This is a genomic window from Chryseobacterium sp. Marseille-Q8038 (genome assembly GCF_965111995.1).
The window spans coordinates 1,369,293-1,390,393 of the sequence record NZ_CBCOPN010000002.1; the positions used below are offsets into that span (position 1 = coordinate 1,369,293).

Annotated in this window: 23 protein-coding genes and 1 riboswitch; of the genes, 9 read left to right on the forward strand and 14 right to left on the reverse strand. The window is 37.3% G+C overall.

The window, feature by feature from the left end; genetic code table 11:
* Positions 1–9 precede the first annotated feature (9 nt).
* The 11 genes from ACWPWS_RS20180 to ACWPWS_RS20230 all read right to left on the reverse strand — a co-directional run bounded on the left by ACWPWS_RS20180 (position 10) and on the right by ACWPWS_RS20230 (position 8,465).
* Positions 10–786: a thiazole synthase gene (locus ACWPWS_RS20180; protein WP_454047704.1), complete on the reverse strand. Its 777-nt coding sequence runs from the start codon at positions 784–786 to the stop codon at positions 10–12.
* The gene (locus tag ACWPWS_RS20185; RefSeq protein ID WP_454047705.1) at positions 783–1,397 is read right to left on the reverse strand and encodes a thiamine phosphate synthase; all 615 of its coding nucleotides are present in this window, start codon (positions 1,395–1,397) and stop codon (positions 783–785) included. The genes ACWPWS_RS20180 and ACWPWS_RS20185 overlap by 4 nt, the downstream gene beginning before the upstream one ends.
* A gap of 2 nt (positions 1,398–1,399) precedes the next feature.
* Positions 1,400–2,140 carry a hydroxymethylpyrimidine/phosphomethylpyrimidine kinase gene (locus ACWPWS_RS20190; protein ID WP_454047706.1) on the reverse strand — a complete coding sequence of 247 codons (741 nt, stop codon included), beginning with the start codon at positions 2,138–2,140 and terminating at the stop codon, positions 1,400–1,402.
* Entirely contained in the window at positions 2,116–2,703 is a 588-nt protein-coding gene (locus ACWPWS_RS20195) for a thiamine phosphate synthase (RefSeq protein ID WP_454047707.1), read from the reverse strand. Before ACWPWS_RS20195 ends, ACWPWS_RS20190 begins: the two co-directional genes overlap by 25 nt.
* Positions 2,700–4,511: a phosphomethylpyrimidine synthase ThiC gene (thiC, locus tag ACWPWS_RS20200; RefSeq protein WP_454047708.1), complete on the reverse strand. Its 1,812-nt coding sequence runs from the start codon at positions 4,509–4,511 to the stop codon at positions 2,700–2,702. The genes ACWPWS_RS20195 and thiC overlap by 4 nt, the downstream gene beginning before the upstream one ends.
* 24 nt (positions 4,512–4,535) lie before the next feature.
* A complete protein-coding gene (gene thiS / locus ACWPWS_RS20205; RefSeq protein WP_105684220.1) occupies positions 4,536–4,742 on the reverse strand; it encodes a sulfur carrier protein ThiS in 207 nt (68 codons plus the stop codon).
* Positions 4,743–4,800: 58 nt separating this feature from the next.
* Positions 4,801–4,896, reverse strand: a riboswitch (TPP riboswitch).
* A gap of 104 nt (positions 4,897–5,000) precedes the next feature.
* Positions 5,001–5,843, reverse strand: coding sequence for a hypothetical protein (locus ACWPWS_RS20210; protein ID WP_454047709.1), 843 nt, complete (start codon positions 5,841–5,843; stop codon positions 5,001–5,003).
* Between the two features lie 21 nt (positions 5,844–5,864).
* Positions 5,865–6,542 carry an RluA family pseudouridine synthase gene (locus tag ACWPWS_RS20215; RefSeq protein ID WP_209786724.1) on the reverse strand — a complete coding sequence of 226 codons (678 nt, stop codon included), beginning with the start codon at positions 6,540–6,542 and terminating at the stop codon, positions 5,865–5,867.
* 11 nt (positions 6,543–6,553) lie between these two features.
* Complete coding sequence (locus ACWPWS_RS20220) at positions 6,554–6,871, reverse strand: hypothetical protein (RefSeq protein ID WP_105684126.1); 318 nt, start codon at positions 6,869–6,871, stop codon at positions 6,554–6,556.
* A gap of 3 nt (positions 6,872–6,874) precedes the next feature.
* Positions 6,875–7,690: a 3-methyl-2-oxobutanoate hydroxymethyltransferase gene (gene panB, locus ACWPWS_RS20225; protein ID WP_047381678.1), complete on the reverse strand. Its 816-nt coding sequence runs from the start codon at positions 7,688–7,690 to the stop codon at positions 6,875–6,877.
* A 61-nt stretch (positions 7,691–7,751) separates the two neighbouring features.
* Positions 7,752–8,465 (reverse strand): Crp/Fnr family transcriptional regulator, encoded by a 714-nt coding sequence (locus ACWPWS_RS20230; RefSeq protein WP_209786722.1) that lies wholly within the window; start codon positions 8,463–8,465, stop codon positions 7,752–7,754.
* Between the two features lie 88 nt (positions 8,466–8,553).
* On the opposite strand from ACWPWS_RS20230, the gene ACWPWS_RS20235 reads away from it, so the two are divergent.
* The 9 genes from ACWPWS_RS20235 to ACWPWS_RS20275 all read left to right on the forward strand — a co-directional run bounded on the left by ACWPWS_RS20235 (position 8,554) and on the right by ACWPWS_RS20275 (position 18,138).
* Positions 8,554–10,932: a heavy metal translocating P-type ATPase gene (locus ACWPWS_RS20235; protein WP_454047710.1), complete on the forward strand. Its 2,379-nt coding sequence runs from the start codon at positions 8,554–8,556 to the stop codon at positions 10,930–10,932.
* A gap of 109 nt (positions 10,933–11,041) precedes the next feature.
* Entirely contained in the window at positions 11,042–11,254 is a 213-nt protein-coding gene (gene ccoS, locus ACWPWS_RS20240) for a cbb3-type cytochrome oxidase assembly protein CcoS (protein WP_209786720.1), read from the forward strand.
* 21 nt (positions 11,255–11,275) lie between these two features.
* Entirely contained in the window at positions 11,276–13,537 is a 2,262-nt protein-coding gene (ccoN, locus tag ACWPWS_RS20245; protein ID WP_209786719.1) for a cytochrome-c oxidase, cbb3-type subunit I, read from the forward strand.
* Positions 13,538–13,554: 17 nt separating this feature from the next.
* Positions 13,555–13,755, forward strand: coding sequence for a cbb3-type cytochrome oxidase subunit 3 (locus tag ACWPWS_RS20250; protein WP_103232097.1), 201 nt, complete (start codon positions 13,555–13,557; stop codon positions 13,753–13,755).
* A gap of 9 nt (positions 13,756–13,764) precedes the next feature.
* Positions 13,765–14,646 (forward strand): cbb3-type cytochrome c oxidase N-terminal domain-containing protein, encoded by an 882-nt coding sequence (locus ACWPWS_RS20255; RefSeq protein ID WP_209786718.1) that lies wholly within the window; start codon positions 13,765–13,767, stop codon positions 14,644–14,646.
* Positions 14,647–14,741: 95 nt separating this feature from the next.
* Positions 14,742–16,196, forward strand: coding sequence for a cytochrome c oxidase accessory protein CcoG (gene ccoG / locus ACWPWS_RS20260; RefSeq protein ID WP_454047711.1), 1,455 nt, complete (start codon positions 14,742–14,744; stop codon positions 16,194–16,196).
* A gap of 10 nt (positions 16,197–16,206) precedes the next feature.
* Positions 16,207–16,659: a FixH family protein gene (locus ACWPWS_RS20265; RefSeq protein WP_454047712.1), complete on the forward strand. Its 453-nt coding sequence runs from the start codon at positions 16,207–16,209 to the stop codon at positions 16,657–16,659.
* Complete coding sequence (locus ACWPWS_RS20270) at positions 16,650–17,375, forward strand: sulfite exporter TauE/SafE family protein (protein WP_105684119.1); 726 nt, start codon at positions 16,650–16,652, stop codon at positions 17,373–17,375. Before ACWPWS_RS20265 ends, ACWPWS_RS20270 begins: the two co-directional genes overlap by 10 nt.
* Positions 17,376–17,394: 19 nt before the next feature.
* The gene (locus tag ACWPWS_RS20275) at positions 17,395–18,138 is read left to right on the forward strand and encodes a hypothetical protein (protein WP_454047713.1); all 744 of its coding nucleotides are present in this window, start codon (positions 17,395–17,397) and stop codon (positions 18,136–18,138) included.
* A 67-nt stretch (positions 18,139–18,205) separates the two neighbouring features.
* Here the strand turns inward: ACWPWS_RS20275 and ACWPWS_RS20280 are convergent, their stop codons facing one another.
* The 3 genes from ACWPWS_RS20280 to ACWPWS_RS20290 form a co-directional block, all read right to left on the reverse strand.
* Entirely contained in the window at positions 18,206–18,907 is a 702-nt protein-coding gene (locus ACWPWS_RS20280) for a hypothetical protein (RefSeq protein ID WP_454047714.1), read from the reverse strand.
* A 336-nt stretch (positions 18,908–19,243) separates the two neighbouring features.
* Positions 19,244–20,512, reverse strand: coding sequence for a serine--tRNA ligase (gene serS / locus ACWPWS_RS20285; RefSeq protein ID WP_209786712.1), 1,269 nt, complete (start codon positions 20,510–20,512; stop codon positions 19,244–19,246).
* Between the two features lie 66 nt (positions 20,513–20,578).
* The gene (locus tag ACWPWS_RS20290; protein ID WP_454047715.1) at positions 20,579–21,097 is read right to left on the reverse strand and encodes a hypothetical protein; all 519 of its coding nucleotides are present in this window, start codon (positions 21,095–21,097) and stop codon (positions 20,579–20,581) included.
* Positions 21,098–21,101: the final 4 nt, after the last annotated feature.

The following is a 21,101-nucleotide window of genomic DNA, read 5'->3' on the forward strand; positions in this document are numbered from 1 at the left end:
GAGTCAGATTTATTCAAATAAAAATGAAGTGAGCGGGCTTGAAGCTTCAGCATGGTTGGCGATGGCTCCCAATCCTGATTCAAAAGCTCTTCTTCCGGCAATCACACCTTCTTTAAAAGCAACAGCCATATTCAATGGATTTCCTGCAACGGCAATGGCTGTATTCACCAAAACGGCATCTGCTCCCATTTCCATTGCTTTTGCAGCATCGGATGGTGCCCCGATTCCCGCATCTACTACTACAGGAACATTACTTTGACTGATGATGATTTCAAGAAAGTCTTGTGTTCTTAATCCTTTATTTGTTCCAATTGGTGCTCCCAAAGGCATAACGACTGCTGTTCCGGCATCTTCAAGACGTTTACACAAAACAGGATCAGCGTGAATGTAAGGCATTACTACAAATCCCAGTTTAGCCAGTTCTTCAGTGGCATATAAGGTTTCAATAGGGTCCGGTAGTAAGTATTTTGGATCCGGATGAATTTCCAGTTTCACCCAGTTGGTTTCCAGTGCCTCCCGGGCTAATTGTGCGGCTAATACTGCTTCTTTTGCTGTTCTCGCTCCTGAAGTATTAGGCAGAAGATGAACATTGGTTGCTCTTAAAGAATCAAGCAGGTTATCTTCATGAGACCGGGCATCAATTCTTTTCAAAGCCATAGTCACCATATCGGTTTCTGATGCGATGACAGACTGCACCATATCTGTGAGACTTCCGAACTTTCCTGTTCCTAAAAACAGTCTTGATTCAAAAATTCTTCCTGCTATTTCTAATTTCTGATTGTTCATATCATTACTTTGTTTAGTTCTTTAATAATGGTAGGCTGCTTTGTAATAAGCCCTGAAACGGAAACACCATAAATTCCGATTTCCTGTAACGGTAAAATATCTTCAAGGGTAACACTTCCGATGGCAAATATTTTGGGAATATCTATTGATTTCTCTCTTAATCCATCAATGATATTCTGATACCCTTCAAACCCAAGAACAGGGCTCAGCTTTTCTTTAGTGGTGGTAAATCTCAATGGTCCCAAACCAATATAATCACAGGATTCTTTGATTCTTTGAATGACATCTGAAAGTGTATTCGCTGTTCCCCCAATGATTTTATTTTCACCTAAAATCAGTCTTGCTTCTTCGATAGAGCTGTCATTTAATCCCAAATGCACACCATCAGCATCTATTTCTTTTACCAGCTGTACATGGTCATTGATGATACAAACTGCATGATATTCTGAACAAAGCTGTTTTGATATTTCACAGAGACTGATCAATTCATTTTCCGGAGCATTTTTCCATCGAACCTGAACCCATTGAATTCCATTGTCCAAGGCTTTTCGGATATGAAGCTCCTGTTCCTGTTTTGTATTTCCCTGTGATATGTATTGTAATTTTTCCATGTTTATAATGAATGCGTTCCCAGTAAAGTGGGATTGCTTTTTAAAAATTTTTCAATGTATGATTTCCCATTCCGGCAGGCCGTTTCCCTGTTTTCACCTTTGGCGAGCTCTGCTGCGATGGCAGAAGATAAAACACAGCCGGAACCATGTTTAGGAAAATATGCTGTACTTTTTTCCCGCGGAAGTAAAAGAGTTTCTTTTTCATTTTCAACTAAAACATCCGTTCCTAAATGATCTTCTCTATGGCCACCTTTAATCAGTAATGCACATTGATGAGTATCCGGTAAAAGATTATTTTCCTTTAAAACGCTGTATTCGTTATAATTGGGAGTTATTAAACTAAGTTTATTAACTGTATTCTTTAATTGAGGAAGTGTTTCAAGATCAAAAAAAGTAAATTGGGAAGTACTTTTCAGAACAGGATCCCAAACGATTTTTACTTCAGAATTGCTTTCTTTAACCGTTTCTACAATCTTACTTAGAAATTCTGCATCTTTTACAATTCCGATTTTCACTGCTGAAACCGGATAATTCTCCATCAGCACCTGAATCGCTTCTGTGATTTCTTTTACAGGACGCCATTCCAGACTCAGGCATTGGGAAGCGGTTTGTAATGTCAATGCTGTACACACTCCCAGTCCCATCACTTTCGATTGTTCAAAGGTTTTACTGTCTGATAGCAAACCTGCTCCTCCGCTAGGGTCGAAACCCGCAATACTTATGACATAAGGACGTTCCTGCATTCTTTGAATACTTTTAAAGGTTCTTCATTTTCCCAGATTGCTCCTAGCAAAGCTGCTCCATCTACATTTGTTTCAAAAACTTCGTGGATATTATTCTGGTCAATTCCACCAAGAGCAATCAATTTTACATCCGGATTGTTCCGCTGTGTTATTTCATGCTTAATAGTAGAATCCAGTCCATAGCCCTTTTTGGATATACTAGGAAAGAAAGGGCTTATGAAAGCATAATCCCATTCTTTGTCCAAAGTATTGTATGTTGCAATATCGTGCACTGAAGTTGAAATGATATTTTCTTCTGCAAAAGGCTTGTATACTTCTTCCTTCCGATCAATCTCCCTGAAATGAAACCTTGAGATGTTATATTCTTTCCCCAGATCGAAATGAGTATGCAATACCAGCTGTGAATGAAAAATGTCATCAATTTGGCTGATAAAATTAATCATTTCATCGCGAGTAATCCATGGTTTACGGATATGAAGCAGATCAAGGCCTTCCTGAAACATTTGATGAATGGTATCTGTTTCGTTCGGGACAATCAATTCAGGAGTGATAACGAGAATCATATATAAATTTCTTTCCCTTTTTCAATGAATTCCTGAGACTTATCCAGCATTCCTTTTTCTGCAGACTCACGGATTTCCTGAGTAATTTTCATTGAGCAGAATTTCGGTCCGCACATAGAACAGAAATGGGCAATTTTTGCTCCTTCTGCCGGAAGTGTTTCATCATGATAAGCTCTTGCCGTCTCTGGATCTAATGAAAGATTAAACTGGTCTTCCCATCTGAATTCAAATCTGGCTTTACTTAATGCATTGTCTCTGTATTGCGCTCCCGGATGACCTTTTGCTAAGTCTGCCGCATGGGCTGCCAGTTTATAAGTAATTACCCCAACTTTTACATCATCTTTATTCGGAAGACCTAAATGTTCTTTCGGAGTTACATAACAAAGCATAGCACAGCCAAACCAACCGATCATCGCCGCTCCGATTCCTGAGGTAATATGATCATAACCTGGTGCAATATCCGTCGTTAAAGGACCTAAAGTATAAAACGGAGCTTCATGGCATTCTTCCAGTTGTTTTTCCATGTTTTCTTTGATCATATGCATCGGAACGTGGCCCGGGCCTTCGATCATTACCTGTACATTGTGCTTCCATGCGATTTTAGTAAGTTCTCCTAAAGTTTCCAGTTCTGCAAACTGAGCGGCATCATTGGCATCTGCAATGGATCCTGGACGAAGACCGTCTCCCAGAGAGAAAGCTACATCATATTTCTTCATGATCTCGCAGATCTCCTCAAAATGAGTATACAGGAAGCTTTCTTTATGATGGAACAAACACCATTTCGCCATGATTGATCCTCCTCTGGAAACAATTCCGGTTACTCTTTTAGCGGTTAAGTGGATGTATCTCAACAAGACACCAGCATGAATAGTGAAGTAAGAAACGCCCTGTTCTGCCTGTTCAATCAGAGTATCTCTGAAAATTTCCCATGTCAGATCTTCCGGAACACCTTTTACTTTCTCCAATGCCTGATAAATAGGAACGGTACCAATTGGAACCGGACTGTTTCTGATGATCCACTCTCTTGTTTCGTGAATATTTTTTCCGGTTGAAAGATCCATGATAGTATCTCCTCCCCATCTGCAGGCCCAAACCGCTTTTTCTACTTCTTCTTCAATGCTGGATGAAACGGCACTGTTTCCGATATTGGCATTGATTTTCACCAGAAAATTTCTTCCGATAATCATCGGTTCACTTTCAGGGTGATTGATATTATTAGGAATAATTGCTCTTCCGGCAGCAATTTCGTCTCTTACAAACTCCGGAGTAATTTTACTTTTCGGAGTATTCGCTCCAAAGCTGTGTCCCGGATGTTGAAAAGCCATTTCTTTTGATACGGAATCAAGCTGTTCAATTCTTTGATTTTCTCTGATCGCTACGTATTCCATTTCCGGAGTAATGATTCCCTGTTTTGCATAATAAAGCTGGGTAACTTCTTTTCCTTCCTGTGCCACTTTAGGTTTATGGTCATAGGAAAACCTCAGTTCATCAAGACGTGGATCTGCTAAACGGGCTTTTCCGTATTCTGAGGTAATTCCTTCCAGAATATTCACGTCATTTCTATCCAGAATCCATTGTTCTCTGATTCTCGGAAGTCCTTTTTGAATGTCAATAACTGCATTTTCGTCAGTATAAGGTCCTGAAGTGTCGTAAATGGTTACCGGAGCATTATGTTCAAAGCCGCCATTGGTCAATTTGGTTGGGCTAAGCTGTATTTCACGCATTGCTACATTGACCGGGTATAATGTTCCTTCAACATAGATTTTCTTTGAGTTCGGAAATGGCGAACATGTAATGGAGTGAGCCATAAGTATTGGTATTAAATATGAAAATTAACCGCCTTGAGTGGCAGTAATGATTAAAACTGAATCGTTGTTGTTAAGGATGGTTTCCGCCCAGACTGACAGCGGAATAATGCGATTGTTGAGGGCTACAGCAATACCTTTCTTCTTTCCGGGTAGCTCAATAGCCAATAATGCTTCCAGGTTTTCAGGAAGTACATCAAATGTTTTTCGGGTGTGGTTGATTATAAGTTCCATTCCTAATAATTTAAAATATACTTTAGGAATGGCCATTATTGTACAATAGAATGTACAGCAAAAGTCATCTACTTTTCCCTACGCTGGTATGATCCAGATCAGGTTCAAAGGGTAAAGTCTCAGTCTGTTGATACAGACACCCCTAAAGTTGGGAACGAAGTTAGACATTATTTTGAAATAAGCAAAATTGATTTTTGCTTATAATGAAAAAAGACCATCTCGGTTTTGAGACAGTCTTCATTTTTTTTAAATAGGTCTTTAGTAAAAAAGCTTCAAGCTTCCACCAGAATTATATTGATTAGTCCAATTTGATTGGCTCAGAAAAAATTCGGAACTATAAGGTTTATATTCTTTTGAGATCATTCTTTGAGGATTATTTTTTGATAATGACAAATAGAAATAATCTTCAAAAATACCTAAATTCTTAAATGGATTTTGTACAGCATCAAAGTTATCAAATGTAATTTCATTCGTAATATAAGCATCAATATTATTATGCTTTTCAGTTTTAGTTGCCTTTTCTAAATTTCCTGAATTATTATAAATAAACTTTTCTACGTAGGTCAAAATATAATCCTGAGGGTCAGTCGGATCGTAGGGAACATTAGGATATTCAGTTAAAATCTCAATTAATTTTCCTGAAGTATCATAAGTATAGGTCAAATACTTATCCATATATGAATTATTAACCTGTGGAATAACTACTTTAACAACTCTACCTTGATTATCAAATTCAAATTTCCTTTCATTCAACTGAGCATTAAATGATGGATCTGAGCTATAACTTCCTACAACAGCTGTATTTCCCGTATAAGATATTTTAGTATAAATCAGATTTGTAAATCGGTCCGGAGCCCCCGAAGCTCCTGTGGACTTCAAAATTCCTCCTATTTTTTTACTAATTCTTCCCTGAGCATCATATTCGAACATATAATTTTGTTCCAACCCATTAAAGACAGGTGACAAAACAGGATAATTCCACGATATTTTACTAGTATTTTCAGTAATCGTCTGTTGTGAATGATCAACCGGCAATTCATCATTGTCTGAACAAGATGCCATAACCAGCAATGTGGCTAATAAAAGTGATTTGAATTTCATGGTATAGTTGTTATGATATGCTTATTCTTCACAAGCTCTCCAGATCGCATCATTTTGCGGCACCGGAGCTGTAATTTCGATATTTTCTTTGGTAACGGGATGAATAAATTCCAGTTTTCTTGCATGAAGATTGATTCCTCCATCCGGGTTGGAACGTGAAGCTCCATATTTCAGATCTCCTTTGATCGGAATTCCTGTTTTAGATAATTGAGCTCTGATCTGATGATGTCTTCCTGTTTCAAGGTCAATTTCCAGCAACAAATAATTGTCTAATGTTTTGATCACATGATAAGTCAGAATGGCTTCTTTTGCGCCTTCAGTCGCTTTCGGAAAAACAATGGCTTTATTGTTTTTTTCATTTTTCTTCAGGTAATGGACTAATCTTTGGCTTTGGGGGATCATTTCTTTTCCTACAACCGCCCAATAGGTCTTTTTTACTTCACGGTTTTTCACCATTTGAGTAAGCCGTGAAAGTGCTTTGGAGGTTTTTGCATAGATTACCAGCCCGGATGTGGGACGGTCTATACGATGAACCAAGCCGAGAAAAACATTTCCCGGCTTAGCATCTCTTATTTTTATAAAATTCTTGATGGATTCTAATAGTGATTCATCTCCGGTTTTGTCACCCTGTACAAGCTGACCTACCTTTTTATTAATCACCAGAAGATGGTTATCTTCATATATAATCTGCTCCTTCATTCTTTTTCAATCTATCTTCTTCTGTTAGACAATGACAGGATAATCCCCGCCAGAAGTCCTACTGTTTTAAGGGCTGAAAGCTTTGATCCTTCCGGTATAAAAGCACCCAATACACAAATAGCAGCGGCAGCATACATAGCATACACAAAGTTTTTGTTAGTAAGCAATGGCGCCTGAATAAAGAAGCTGGCTCCTATCAGAACATAAAAAACTTTTCTTGAAAGTAAATGATTGATTTCCGGGGAAAATAAATTAAACCATCCTACAGCAAGGCAAATCAAAGCTGCGATAGATAATATTCCCTGGATAGATTGTTGTTGATTCTGCATGGATTAATAACTTTCGTTTTCGTTGGGAAACTCTACATTCTTCACATCTTTTACATATTGAGAAACGGCTCCTGTAATTTCCGTGTAAAGGTCAAGATATCTTCTTAAGAATTTCGGGCTGAATCCCTTGTTCATTCCTACCATATCATGATATACCAAAACCTGTCCGTCACAATCTGCTCCGGCACCGATTCCGATAGTAGGGATAGAAATGCTTTCTGTAACTTTTTTCGCCAATTCTGCAGGTATTTTTTCCAATACGACAGAAAAACAGCCCAATTCTTCCAAAAGCTGTGCATCCGCAATCAGTTTTTCAGCTTCTGCCTCTTCTTTAGCTCTTACTTTATACGTTCCGAATTTATAGATGGACTGTGGTGTTAGCCCCAAATGTCCCATTACCGGAATTCCGGCGTTGATGATTTTTTTAATAGACTTGGAAATTTCCTTTCCGCCTTCAATTTTCACAGCATGTGCCCCACCTTCCTTCATCATTCTTACCGCAGATTCCAATGCTTTTTCAGGATTACTCTGATAAGTTCCGAAAGGTAAATCTGCTACCACCAAAGCTCTGTCGGTTCCTCTTACCACACTTTGGGCATGATAGATCATTTGATCCAGCGTAATAGGCAATGTAGTTTCAAAACCAGCCATTACATTCGCTGCAGAGTCTCCAATTAAAATAGCATCTACTCCACCTGCATCTACCATCTTTGCTGTGGTAAAATCATAGGCTGTAAGCATTGTTATTTTTTCCTTGTCGAATTTCATTTTACGCAAGGTTTCAGTCGTAACTTTTTTAATTTCAGAGTGAACAGACATAATTTATCTATTTTTAAAAGTTAAAAAGTCGGCCTTCAGCCGACTTAAGTTTTTGTATGATTTATAAAACTACGTGACCGAGTTTCATGAGTTTGTCGTGGTTTAAGATCTTGATATTTCTTCCGTCCACTTCAATCAGACTATCCTGTTTGAATTCTGAGATGAGACGGATGGCACTTTCTGTAGCAGTACCGATAATATTGGCAATTTCTTCCCTTGTTAATGAGATTTTGATAAAACCTTCAGGATCTACTCCCAGCTTCTGCTCCAGAAGCAGCAGAATTTCTGCCAGTCTTTCTCTTACCGTTTTCTGGGCAAGGAAAGTAATGGTATTGGACGATTCTCCTAATTCGTAAGAAATTTTTTGAAGCATTACGAAAGACAGCTGTGGGTCTACTTCCAAAAGATACATAAAGATATCCGCTGGTAAGAAAACACATTCAATATCTGTCATTGCTTCTGCTTTGGCCTGGAAGTTTTCCCCGCAAAGCAAAGAACGATAGCCGATGATATCCCCTTCTTTGATAAATCTTAAAATTTGATCTTTCCCGAATGCTCCTGATTTTGAAAGTTTGGCAGCCCCTTTTTCCAGAACATACACTCCTTTTGGAGTTTCACCATCCTCGAAAATGGTATCATGTTTCTGAAAACTCAGTTTCTTTTTGCCATTAATGTATTTTTCAAAATCTGCGCTAGAAAGTCTTTCTTTAAATGATTTATCATTAAAAACTCTGGCGAACCTCTCTTCAATTGCTATCTGTTGTTCCTGCGGCATTTTATATGATATTTATCACAAAAATAGAACTTTTTAACACGATAAACAAAAAAATTTGTTATAATTTTGTAGTTCAATATTTTATGGGGTGAGCGAGAACTGTTTTCATTGTGGTCAAGGGATAGAAAAAGAGAGAATTTTATTTGATGAAAAGACTTTCTGTTGTAATGGATGTAAGTCTGTTTACGAAATTCTAAATTTAAATAATTTAAGCAATTTCTATGAGCTTAATAAAGGAGCGGGAATTCGTCCGAATGATGAAAATTCTACTCAATTTGACTATCTGGATACACCGGAAATCTTTGAAAAGGTTACTGATTTTTCTGAAGGAAGCACCAGTCTTGTTACATTCAAAATCCCTGTAATTCATTGCTCTTCCTGTATCTGGCTATTGGAAAGTCTTCATACTTTAAATACCCACATCAAATATTCGCAGGTAAACTTTACAAGGAAGACCTTACAGATCTCATTCAATCATAACGATCTGAAATTAAGCGAACTCGCTAAATTTTTAACCAATCTGGGATATAAACCCGTTATCAGCCTTGAAACTGCCGATAAAAATGAAGATCATCTCGATAAATCTTTATTGGTAAAATTTGCCATTGCAGCCTTTGCTTTCGGTAACGGAATGTTCCTTGCCTTTCCTGAATATATCGGAGGGGAAGATTATTGGATGGAACATTATAAAGGCTTATTCAGAACTTTAATATTCCTTCTGGCAACCCCTGTGGTCTTCTACTCAGCTTCAGATTATTACAAATCTGCATGGTATGGTTTAAAAAATAAGATCGTCAACATTGATGTGCCGATTGTTTTAGGAATTTTTGTTCTTTACGGAAGAAGTATCTATGAAGTGGTAACAGATTATGGCCCAGGATATTTTGACACCCTTTGCGGACTTTTATTCTTCATGCTTCTAGGGAAAATTTTCCAGAAAAGAACGTACAATGCTCTTTCCTATGACAGAGATTACAAATCTTTCTACCCGATTGCCGTAACGAAAGTTGATTTCGAAGGAAAACAGGATAATATCTTACTGTCTGAAATAAAAGTGGGTGATAGAATTTTGGTTAGAAATCAGGAAATCATTCCTGTTGACGGAATTTTGATCAACGGAGAAGGAAATATTGACAACAGTTTCATCACCGGAGAAAGCGAAAGCATCAGCAAACAACCCGGAGATAAAATTTTCGCGGGAGGAAAACAGATCGGATCTTCTTTAGAGCTTGAAGTGATTAAAAACGTAGACCAAAGTTATTTAACCCAGCTTTGGAATAAAGAAGCATTTAAAAAACACGAAACAGGACTTGACACGTTAACAAATAACGTCAGTAAATATTTCACATTCATTATTTTAGGCATCGCTTTAGTTTCCGGAACGTATTGGTATTTTATTGATTTAAATAAAATGTTCCAGGTTATTTCAGCCATCCTGATCATTGCATGTCCTTGTGCTCTTGCATTATCTGCACCGTTCACTTTCGGACACATTATGAGGATTTTAGGTCGAAATAAGTTTTATGTAAAAGATACTTTAACGATTGAAAAAATCGCGAAGCTCGATACCATTGTTTTTGACAAAACCGGAACGATTACCCACAGAAAGAAATCCAATATCAAATACGAGGGAGATGAAATTAATGAGTTTGATTCTCTGAATATTAAAACATTATTAAAGAACTCCAATCACCCGCTTTCAAAATCATTGTATGAATTCATTGAAGTAAATGATGATTATTTCCCGGTAGAGAATTATGTTGAAATTTCCGGAAAAGGATATGAAGCCAGCGTAAGAGGAAATCTTTATAAAATTGGTTCTGCCCGTTATAACAACCAGGAGCCTAAAAATCTTGAAACAGCAGTGTATATCAGCAAAAATGGCGCATATTTAGGTAAGTTTATCTTTAAAAATGAGTACCGCCCGAAGCTGAGAGAACTTTTCACAAAACTCACCCACTACAAAATATTTATTCTGAGCGGAGACAATTCCTCAGAAGAAAACCAGCTGAAAGAGCTTATCCCGAATTACAAAGGAATGGCCTTTAATCAGAGCCCGGAAGACAAACTGAATTATATCAAAAACCTTCAGGATCAGCATATGAAAGTAGCTATGCTTGGAGATGGTCTTAATGATGCAGGAGCTTTAAAACAAAGTAATGTAGGAATTGCTATTGCAGACGACACCAATAGCTTCACCCCATCTTCTGATGTAATTATGAACGGTGATAAAGTGGTAACTCTTGACCATTACCTGAACGTTTGCAAAGGCTCTATCACCATTGTGAAAATGACATTTATAATCAGTTTCCTATACAATATCGTTGGTTTAAGTTACGCTGTTACAGGGCATATGCATCCGCTTTTTGCTGCAATCATCATGCCAATCAGTTCCATCACGGTGGTTACCTTTACTACACTTTCAACCTGGATATTAGGTCGTAAACATTTCAAAAAACAGGCGTAAAAGCCCTTATTTAGACTGATTTTAAATTAGCTGAAATCGGCATTTCGTGATGAATGTCATTATTTTTCACTAAATTTGAACCCCGAAAATAGGTTAATTTTGTTGTCCAATGGATATTCTATATTTAATGATCCTCTGCAGTGTTTCTTTAGCTGCGATTTTCTTGGTCGTATTTATAGTGTATGCCCGAAAAGGACAGTTTGAAGATGATGAATCTCCTGCTGTCAGAATCCTTTTTGATGATGAAAAAATCAAAGAAAATGATGAAACTGGCGACAAAAATAAAGACGAGAAAGAAATAGGAGAAAATAATAAAAATTGAGAAAAATAGTGAATAGTTGATATGGAAACACAGAAGTTTAGTTATGACAATAGTATTGTCCGTGCGTTCCTTTATGCGACCTTAGTTTTCGGTCTCATTGGATTTACGTTCGGGCTTACGGCGGCATTAATGCTTTTCTACCCTGAATTACCTGAATTCTTTTTCGGGACAGATGACACAACCATTAAAAGTTTGGCATCCGGTAATATTGAAGGGTTAATAAACACTCATGGTGCATTTGGTTTTGGTAGAATCAGAATGTTGCACACCAATACCGTAATCTTTGCATTCGTTTGTAACATCGTTTACACGGGTATTTATTACTCATTACAAAGATTATTAAAAACAAGAATGTACAGTGACACCTTGTCTTGGTTACATTTCTGGACTTGGCAGTTTATGATCGTTGCTACGTTCGTTACGTTCTTTATGGGGATCAATACCTCTAAGGAATATGCAGAACACGAGTGGCCGATCGACATATTGATCGCATTCTCATGGATCATTTTTGGTATCAATATGTTCCTGACTATTTCGAAGAGAAGAGTGAGACACCTTTATGTAGCCATCTGGTTCTACATCGGTACCTGGATTGCAGTAGCAATGCTTCACATCTTCAACAACCTTGAAGTACCTTTATCTTTCACAGGCTGGAAATCTTATTCAGCATATGCAGGGGTAAAAGATGCTATTGTACAGTGGTGGTATGGTCACAATGCGGTTGCATTCGTATTGACGACACCGGTTCTAGGTTTGATGTATTACTTCCTTCCGAAGGCTGCAGACAGACCGGTATTCTCTTATAAACTGTCTATTATTCACTTCTGGTCATTAATTTTCGTATATATCTGGGCTGGTCCTCACCACCTTCAGTATACAGCTCTTCCAGCGTGGGCTCAGGCGGTAGGAACAGGGTTCTCTATCATGCTTATTGCACCATCTTGGGGAGGAATGTTAAATGGTCTTCTTACGTTAAGAGGAGCTTGGGATAAAGTAAGAGAAAATCCTATCCTTAAGTTCTTCGTAGTAGCTGTTACATGTTATGGTATGGCAACGTTTGAAGGGCCGCTTTTGGCAACTAAAAACATCAACAAAATTGGTCACTTTACAGACTGGGTTATCGGTCACGTACACTTAGGAGCTCTTGGATGGAATGGTTTCATGGCATTCGGGGTTATCTATTATCTGGTACCAATTATGTGGAGAACAAAACTTTGGTCTGTAAAATTAGCTAACTGGCATTTCTGGTTAGGTACTTTAGGAATTATCTTCTATGCAGTACCAATGTATATTTCAGGATTTACACAAGGATTAATGTGGAAGCAATTCAACCCGGATGGAACATTATTATGGAAAAACTGGTTGGATACTGTAACGGCAATTATTCCTTACTTTAAAATGAGATTCGTAGGAGGTTTATTCTATATTTCAGGATCTATCCTAATGATCGTAAACGTAATTGCTACGGTAAGAAAAGGATCATTCCAGAAAGAAGTTCCTGCTGAAGCTCCTGCATTGGCAAACATCAGCAAGAACAGAAAAGAAGGAGAAGGAACTCACCTTTGGTTAGAGAGAACTCCTGTATTACTAGGTATTTTATCTTTCATTACAATATCTATCGGTAGTTCAATTGAAATTATCCCTACACTATCTCTTAAGAAAAGTGTACCTACTATTTCTGCAGTGAAGCCTTATTCACCGCTTGAACTTGAAGGTAGAGATATTTATATCCGTGAAGGATGTAATGCTTGTCACTCTCAGATGATCAGACCGTTCAGAGATGAGATCACAAGATTCAACGGTAAAAATGGACAATACTCCAAAGCTGGAGAATTCGTATACGACAGACCATTCCTATGGGGTTCTAAGAGAACAGGACCGGATTTACATAGAGAAGGTGGTAAAAACCCAAGTTCTTGGCACTACAAGCACATGTATAACCCAAGATCTACTTCTGCAGGTTCAATCATGCCTCGTTACCCTTGGTTAATTGCTACTGACTTAGACAGAACTAAGATGGTAGACAAAATGAAGCTGATGAAAAATGTATTCGATGTACCTTATACTAAGGCTCAAATCGATTCTGCAGACAAATGGGCTAATAACCAATCAGCAAAAATTGTAAAAGATATCTTCTCTGAAGCAAATGACCTTAAGCAGGCTTATGCAAAGAGACCTCAGGGAGAACTAGAGAAAAAAGAAATTGTAGCTCTTATTTCATATCTTCAGAGATTAGGAACTGATATCAAAACAACTGAAATCAAAACAGCAAGTAATAACTAAAACATTAAAAGGTTCATATGATTCCTCAGAACTTTAAAGATATATTATCCAATACAGAAAACGCTGGCTTTTACCAGACGTTGGCTCTGATTTTCTTTATGCTTTTCTTCGTTGCTCTGGTAATCTATGTTTTTAGCAGGCCTAAAAAATATTACAAAGAAGAGGAAGAGGCACCACTTGGGGATGATGAGGATGACAATTTTAATTTAAAAAATTAAACTATTTTTATGAAACAAAGAACACCTGTTGTCGTAAACATCTTAATAATAATAGGACTTTTAATAGTTTTTTATTATTTGTTTGTACAAAGCTACGCGTTCCTAGCTTCGCCTTACTTCTGGGGAACAGTTGTGATCGCTGGTATCCTTGCCTATATTCATAGTGCTATTGGAGACCTGATTGAGAACAACAAATTCAAAAAATTATCTCCGGAAGAGAAAGCAGCATACTTAGCTGAAAAGAAAGTACCTTTCTTGAGAAGAATGTATGATGCAGCTTTCAAAAAGCAATCTGAAACTGAAGAAAAAGATATCCTTATTGACCACGGTTTCGATGGAATCATGGAGCTGGATAACCAGTTACCAAAATGGTGGGTAGGTTTATTCTATTTTGGGACCGCTTTTTGTATTGTATATATTGCAGCATACTCTTTCACAGACTTCGCTCACCCGTTAAGCGAATATGAAAAAGAATATAAAGAACAAATGGCAAGCATCAAAGAATTTGAAGCAAACCAGCCTCCTGTAACGATTGAAACAGCTAAATACTCAGCTGATAACATTGCAGAAGGTAAAGAATTATTCAAAACAAACTGTGCATCTTGTCACAAAGAAGACGGTAGTGGAGGTATCGGACCAAACCTTACTGATAACTACTGGATCAACCAGCCTGAGAAAACGTTATTTAAAAACGTATTCCACATGGACTGGAATGGTTCTCCTACTAACCCTGCGATGAGAGCATTCGGTAAAAACGGAGAAGTTTCAGGTGCAGAGATTGAAAAGATTGCAGCATATGTATATCACATCAATCAGGAACAACCACCAGTGACTCAGGCTCAAGGAGGAGCAGCTCCTCAAGGAACTGAAGCGCATTGGGAAAAAGAATAATTTAAAAAATTAGAAAACATATGAAAAAAACATAATTTGTTATTAGATTAAAATAGTAACGAATTATGTTTTTTCTTTTTTAAAACCTATTATATATGTCAGACATAGAAGAAATAGAAGTACGCGGCGGACAGGGACAGGTTCTGGACCCTGAGACTTACAGAGATTCTATAGGGACAATGGAGCAATCCGGAAAGAGAAGATGGGTATTTCCAAGAAAACCTAAAGGAAAATACACCAACTATAGAAACATTGTAAGCTATCTCTTATTAATCATTTATTTTGCATTACCATTTATCAAGATCAATGGTAACCCATTATTACTATTCAACGTCATAGACAGAGAATTTTTCATCTTTGGACAGCCTTTCTATCCACAGGACTTTTTTATCCTTACTTTGGGTGCTATCGCATCTTTAATCTTCATTATTGTTTTTACGATTGCGTTCGGAAGAATTTTCTGCGGGTGGATTTGCCCTCAGACAATTTTTATGGAATCGATATTCCGTAAAATCGAATATCTGATTGAAGGTGACCGAAACAAGCAGATGAAGCTGGACAGACAGGAGTGGAACAGTGAGAAAATCTGGAAAAGAAGCTTGAAATGGACGGTTTATGTTATCATTTCATTGATTATTACCCACTTTATGTTCATGTACATCGTAGGATATGAACAGGTATTTAAAATTATTGGTGAAGGGCCATTTGCCCATCCAACTAATTTTATTGTCATGATTCTTCTTACCGCTGCATTCTATTTTGTATTTGCATGGTTCAGAGAACAGGTTTGTACACTGGTATGCCCGTACGGAAGACTTCAGGGAGTATTGATTGATAAAGATACGATCAATGTTTTCTACGATTTCAAAAGAGGAGAAAACAGATCAAAATGGAGAAAAGGGGAAGACAGAAAAGCAGTTGGAAAAGGAGACTGTATCGACTGCCATCAGTGTGTGGTAGTATGCCCTACAGGAATTGATATCAGAGACGGACAGCAGTTGGAATGTATCAACTGTACTGCCTGTATTGATGCCTGTGATGAAGTCATGGAAAAAGTAGGTCTTCCAAAAGGACTGATCCGATACGCTTCTGAGAACGAAATTGAAAAAGAAACTCAGTTCAAATTTACAGGAAGAATGAAAGGTTTCAGTATATTTCTTTTCCTTCTTGTAGGTTTCTTGGGATACCTGTTGTACAGCCGTGGTGAGATGGAGGCTAAATTCATCAAACCTGCAGGAAGTACATTCTTTGTAAGAGACGGTAAAATTACCAATACCTATAATTATACCTTCCTTAATAAAACGAACGAGAAAAAAATCGTCACCATCAAAGTAATTGATCCTGCCCATGGTGAGATCACTTACAGTGCATCAAGTAAAATTCAGGTAGACAGAGACAAAATTTCTAAGGGAACCATCAATATCAGCTTCCCGGAAAATGATATGAAGCTCTCTAAACAAAATATTACCATTGGTGTTTATGATATGAAAGGTAAATTGATAGACTCATACCAGACATATTTTGAGGGACCATTCAAACTGCAATTTTAATTAGAAAAAAATGAAGAACTTTAGTTGGGGACACGGTGTTGTAATTGCATTACTTGCATTCATAGTTTTTATATTATCCATGATGTTTCTTTTCCCGAACGGGCAGAAGAATTCTGAAATGGTAACAGATAACTATTACGAAGAAGAGTTGAAGTACCAGGATGTGATTGATGCCAAGAAAAAAGCTGATGATCTGCAGGAAAAACCTGTATACAGCCAGGATACCAAGGGAATTAAAATTACTTTTCCAAAAGAATATAATAACTCAAATACTACGGTAAAATTTGTTTTGAACAGAACCGACGACCAGAATTTAGACATCAAAAAATCTGTACAGCTTGATGCCACCCAGTCTTTCACAATCCCTGCACAGGTATTGAAGGTAGGAAACTACACGTTAAGATTAAGTTGGAGCAAAGATAAAACAGACTATAGAATGGATTATGATGTGATATGGAAATAGGACTTATTGTATCGGCTATTGCTTTAGGCTTTGCTTCCGGCTTTCACTGTATCGGAATGTGTGGCCCTATTGCCTTGTCGATGGGATTAACTAAAAAGCAGGCCGCTAACTTCTATCTTCAGAACCTTACTTATCAATTCGGAAGAATTTTCACCTATTCATTATTGGGTGCGCTTCTGGGAATTATCGGACAGGGATTTGAAATGGCAGGTTTTCAGAAATATCTGACTATTACAGCCGGAGTTCTTCTCATTATTATGGCTGTATTTTCCTTTGGTGGGAAAGATTTTGCTTCAAAAATTCCTTTCCTCTCCAAATTCCTGTATAGTGTAAAAATGAATCTGGGAAAACTTCTTCAGAAAGCAGATTATCGCTCAAGATTCTCTACAGGACTTTTGAATGGTTTCTTACCATGTGGAATGGTGTACATGGCACTTACCGCCAGTCTAGCAGGCGGAGGAATATGGCAGGGAGCTTTATATATGGCTTTATTTGGTCTGGGAACCCTTCCGTTCATGTTTGCCATTGTTTTGGCCGGGAATCTTATGAATCAGGCCTTCAGGGTAAAAGTTCTAAAAGCTGTTCCGGTGATCATGATTATTTTAGGAGGATTATTCATCCTGAGAGGTCTTGAACTGGGTATTCCTTATGTTTCTCCGAAAGCTGAAGCAATGACGATTATTAAAGACCCCAACGGAGCGGTGAACTGCCATTAATTAGAATGTATAATATACCATGAAGAAAACAATCGTCTTATTTTTAATAAGTCTGTTTACCCTACAATCCTGCAGCATTAATACCGAAGTAATCTATCATAAGGATACAGCCACCTCTATGATTACTGATGTAGATACCAGAGAATTTATGGCAGAGATGCAGGCTATGACTCCTGATTCCCTGAAACAGGAGAAATTTAATGAGCTGGATCGATTCCCAACAGTCTGGACCAGTATGCACGATATTCTAAAGAAAGAAGGAAAACTAAAAACGGAAAATCAGGATACGCTCAGGATGCTGAAAAAAGTTTTTCTGAAATCCACAAAAGATGGCAACAATCCTATTCCCACTGGATTTTCCTTTAAAATGGATCATTTTACTCCCCATGATTATGAGATCATTAAAAATTTCAATAAAGACGAAAAATTACCCTTTGATCAAAATTTACTCAATACCTGGGATGGTAAAACACTAACCATTAACACCGATTTTTTCAATCTTAATAATATTGAGGAAGTACTTCGCTCTCAAGGTTCTAAAGAGGAAACGGAAAAAATGGAGGGAATGATGATGATGTTTTTCAAAAATATCGGAACGACTTTAAAATTTGAAAGTAAAATAAAATCAATCACCGGTAAGCATGACTGGCTGAAGCAGGTTGACGATTATTCTGTAAGGATAGAATATGATCTGAAAGCCCTGAATAACAAAGATTCAAAATTCAAAAACGCAGATAGAAAGATCATTATCATTACTGAATAAAAAAAAATAAAAAAACAAAGGCCCGGATCAGTGATCAGGGCCTTTATTTTTTTATTAAATAATGTGTTTAATTAGTAATTAACGTTGCTATAATAGAAGATTGTGAAGAATACACATTCCAGGTATATGTACCTGCATAAGCACCGGTTGTACCATTATATTTATAAACATCTTTTGCAACCACATCGAAAGCATAAGCAGTTCCTTTGGTAACATTTATTTTACCAATAATACCTGTCGTTTCAGGGTTCATTCCCGCCACTGGAGGAGTACCGCTACCTATTGGTGTTGACATCCCATAAAATGTTTCAATACCATTAACCTTTATGGCGATCTGCATATTGGTGAAAACAAGGCTTCCAGATCCGGAGCTTTCTCCCAATGCTGTATAAATATTAGCCTGGATAAGTAGAACGCCATTAGCCGGAGCTGTATAGGTATAGTTGAGTCCCGGGACTGAATTAAATACTGTAGAGCCATTCACCGTCTTTCCAGTACTAAAAATATTGAAGGCTAAAGAACTTTGACCACTTAGTGCCTGCAAAGAATTCCAGGTGGGTGCTATTCCAGCGCCCTGAGACGTTAAAACCTGTCCCGGTGATCCTGCAGAACCTGCCGTTCTGGCATCTCCTCCTACATTGAATTCGTTCGTAATCTGTAATGAACCATTAACATGCAAAGATTTTTGAGGCGTATCCGTTTTGATCCCAACCTGTCCAAACATTGTTAATGACAGCAGAAATCCTCCGAAAATAAAATTTTTCTTCATTTGAATGTGTTTATTTTTAATATTAATAAAGTATTGGTAAATAATTACTTACATAAAAAATTTAATCGTCCTATCAATGACTCAGCAAAACTAAATAAACGAATAAAAAAAACATAATTTAACTCTCACAAAGTTGAATTATTTCTAAAACTCAAATTATAATCGATTAATGAAATAATAAAATAAACACTATATCTAAAAATGTAGAATAAAAAACTAGAAAGGAAAAACCTGTACACGAATTAATGGCTAACTTATACTACACCAGTATCTCCGAAGATTTTAAATAAAAAAACCACCGAAATGGTGGTCTTTTTTATCTTAAAACATGATTGGTTAATTAATTACATCAAATCTTGCATATTCTGCAACCTTTTTAGGAAGTTTGATGCCCTCTGCTGTCTGATTGTTTTCAAGCAATGCAGCCATAATTCTTGGTAATGCCATGGCTGATCCGTTCAAAGTATGAACCAGCTGAGATTTACCATCTCCTTTATAACGGCATTTCAATCTGTTCGCCTGGAATGTTTCAAAGTTAGATACAGAACTTACTTCCAACCACATTTCCTGGGCAGCACTCCATACTTCGAAGTCATAGGTCATTGCAGATGCAAAACCTGTATCACCACCACAAAGTCTTAATACTCTGAACGGAAGTTCAAGATCTGTAAGGATTTCTTTGATATGCTCTACCATTTCTTCCAAAACAGCATAAGAATTTTCAGGTTTTTCAATTCTTACAATCTCTACTTTTTCAAACTGGTGAAGACGGTTTAGCCCTCTTACATGAGCTCCGTAGCTTCCTGCTTCTCTTCTGTAACACTGAGAGAATGCTGTATTTTTGATCGGAAGATCTTTTTCATCAAGCAAAACGTCACGGTAAAGGTTTGTTACAGGAACTTCTGCTGTAGGAATAAGATATAATTTATCTTCGTTGATATAATACATCTGCCCTTCTTTATCCGGCAGCTGACCGGTACCAAACCCAGATGCTTCATTCACAACGTGAGGAGGATTTACTTCTGTATATCCTTTTTCAACATTTTTATCTAAGAAATACTGCACCAAAGCTCTCTGTAGTCTTGCTCCTTTTCCTAAATAAACAGGAAAACCAGCTCCGGCGATTTTTACTCCTAATTCAAAATCGATAAGGTTATATTTTTTTGCCAGTTCCCAGTGAGGAATTGCTCCTTCCCCAAGACCTTCTACAGGATGAGACTGGAAAATAATTTCATTATCATCAGCAGAAGCACCACTCTTCACCAATTCATTGGGAATGTTGGGAAGCTGGTACAGAATATTCAGTAAGTCATTTTCTTTACCTTCTAACTGGGATTTCAATTCTGAGCTCGACTCTTTGTATTGCGCTGTTTTAGACTTTGCCGATTCCGCTTCTTCTTTTTTCCCTTCTTTCATCAAAAGTCCGATTTCTTTCGAGATTTTGTTGATTTCGGAAAGCTGGGAATCTAGTTCAAACTGGATTCTTTTTCTTTCTTCGTCGGCAGCGATAGCCTCGTCTACCAACTCAAGATTTTTGAATTGTCTTTTCTTAAGACCTTCTAAAACGCGTTCTTTATTGTCGCGCAAAAAATTGACTTGTAACATTTTATTTAGATGTTAAATATTAGATGTTTAGCTTATAATCAGCTAACAGTTGTACAAATTTAAAAATTATTTTGTGATCGTAACGGTATTTATCGAAGTTGGTGCATCAGCATTTTTTGAAAACACTTCATTTCCGTCATATAATACCTTTGAAACCTGAAATGCGGTGGGCGTATTACGATACTGAACCTCCAGTAATCCTATAACATTATCAGCTACATTCGTACTTTTGGTAAACGTAATCTGCATTCTGGAGAAATAAGAAGTTCCTGTTCCCGGATTGTCTGGGCTGATAGAATCCAACCTTCTTCTTTTTGCGCCTGCAAGATATTCCATATAAAACAGAGAATCGGTTGTCATTCTCAATGAAATGCTCACCGGAGAATTATCTTTAGCTCCGAAAACATCATTCACAGAATATCCTGTAAAAGATCCTGTTTTCTTACTGTTCAGAAGATCCTGACCAGCGCTGTTTTTCATGTAGATATTAAGTACCTGATCTATTCTCTGTAAAGAATCATCATCACTTTTGCAACTGATCAGTGCAAAAACCGCAACAAGTATACTCCAAAAATATTTCATCATAAAT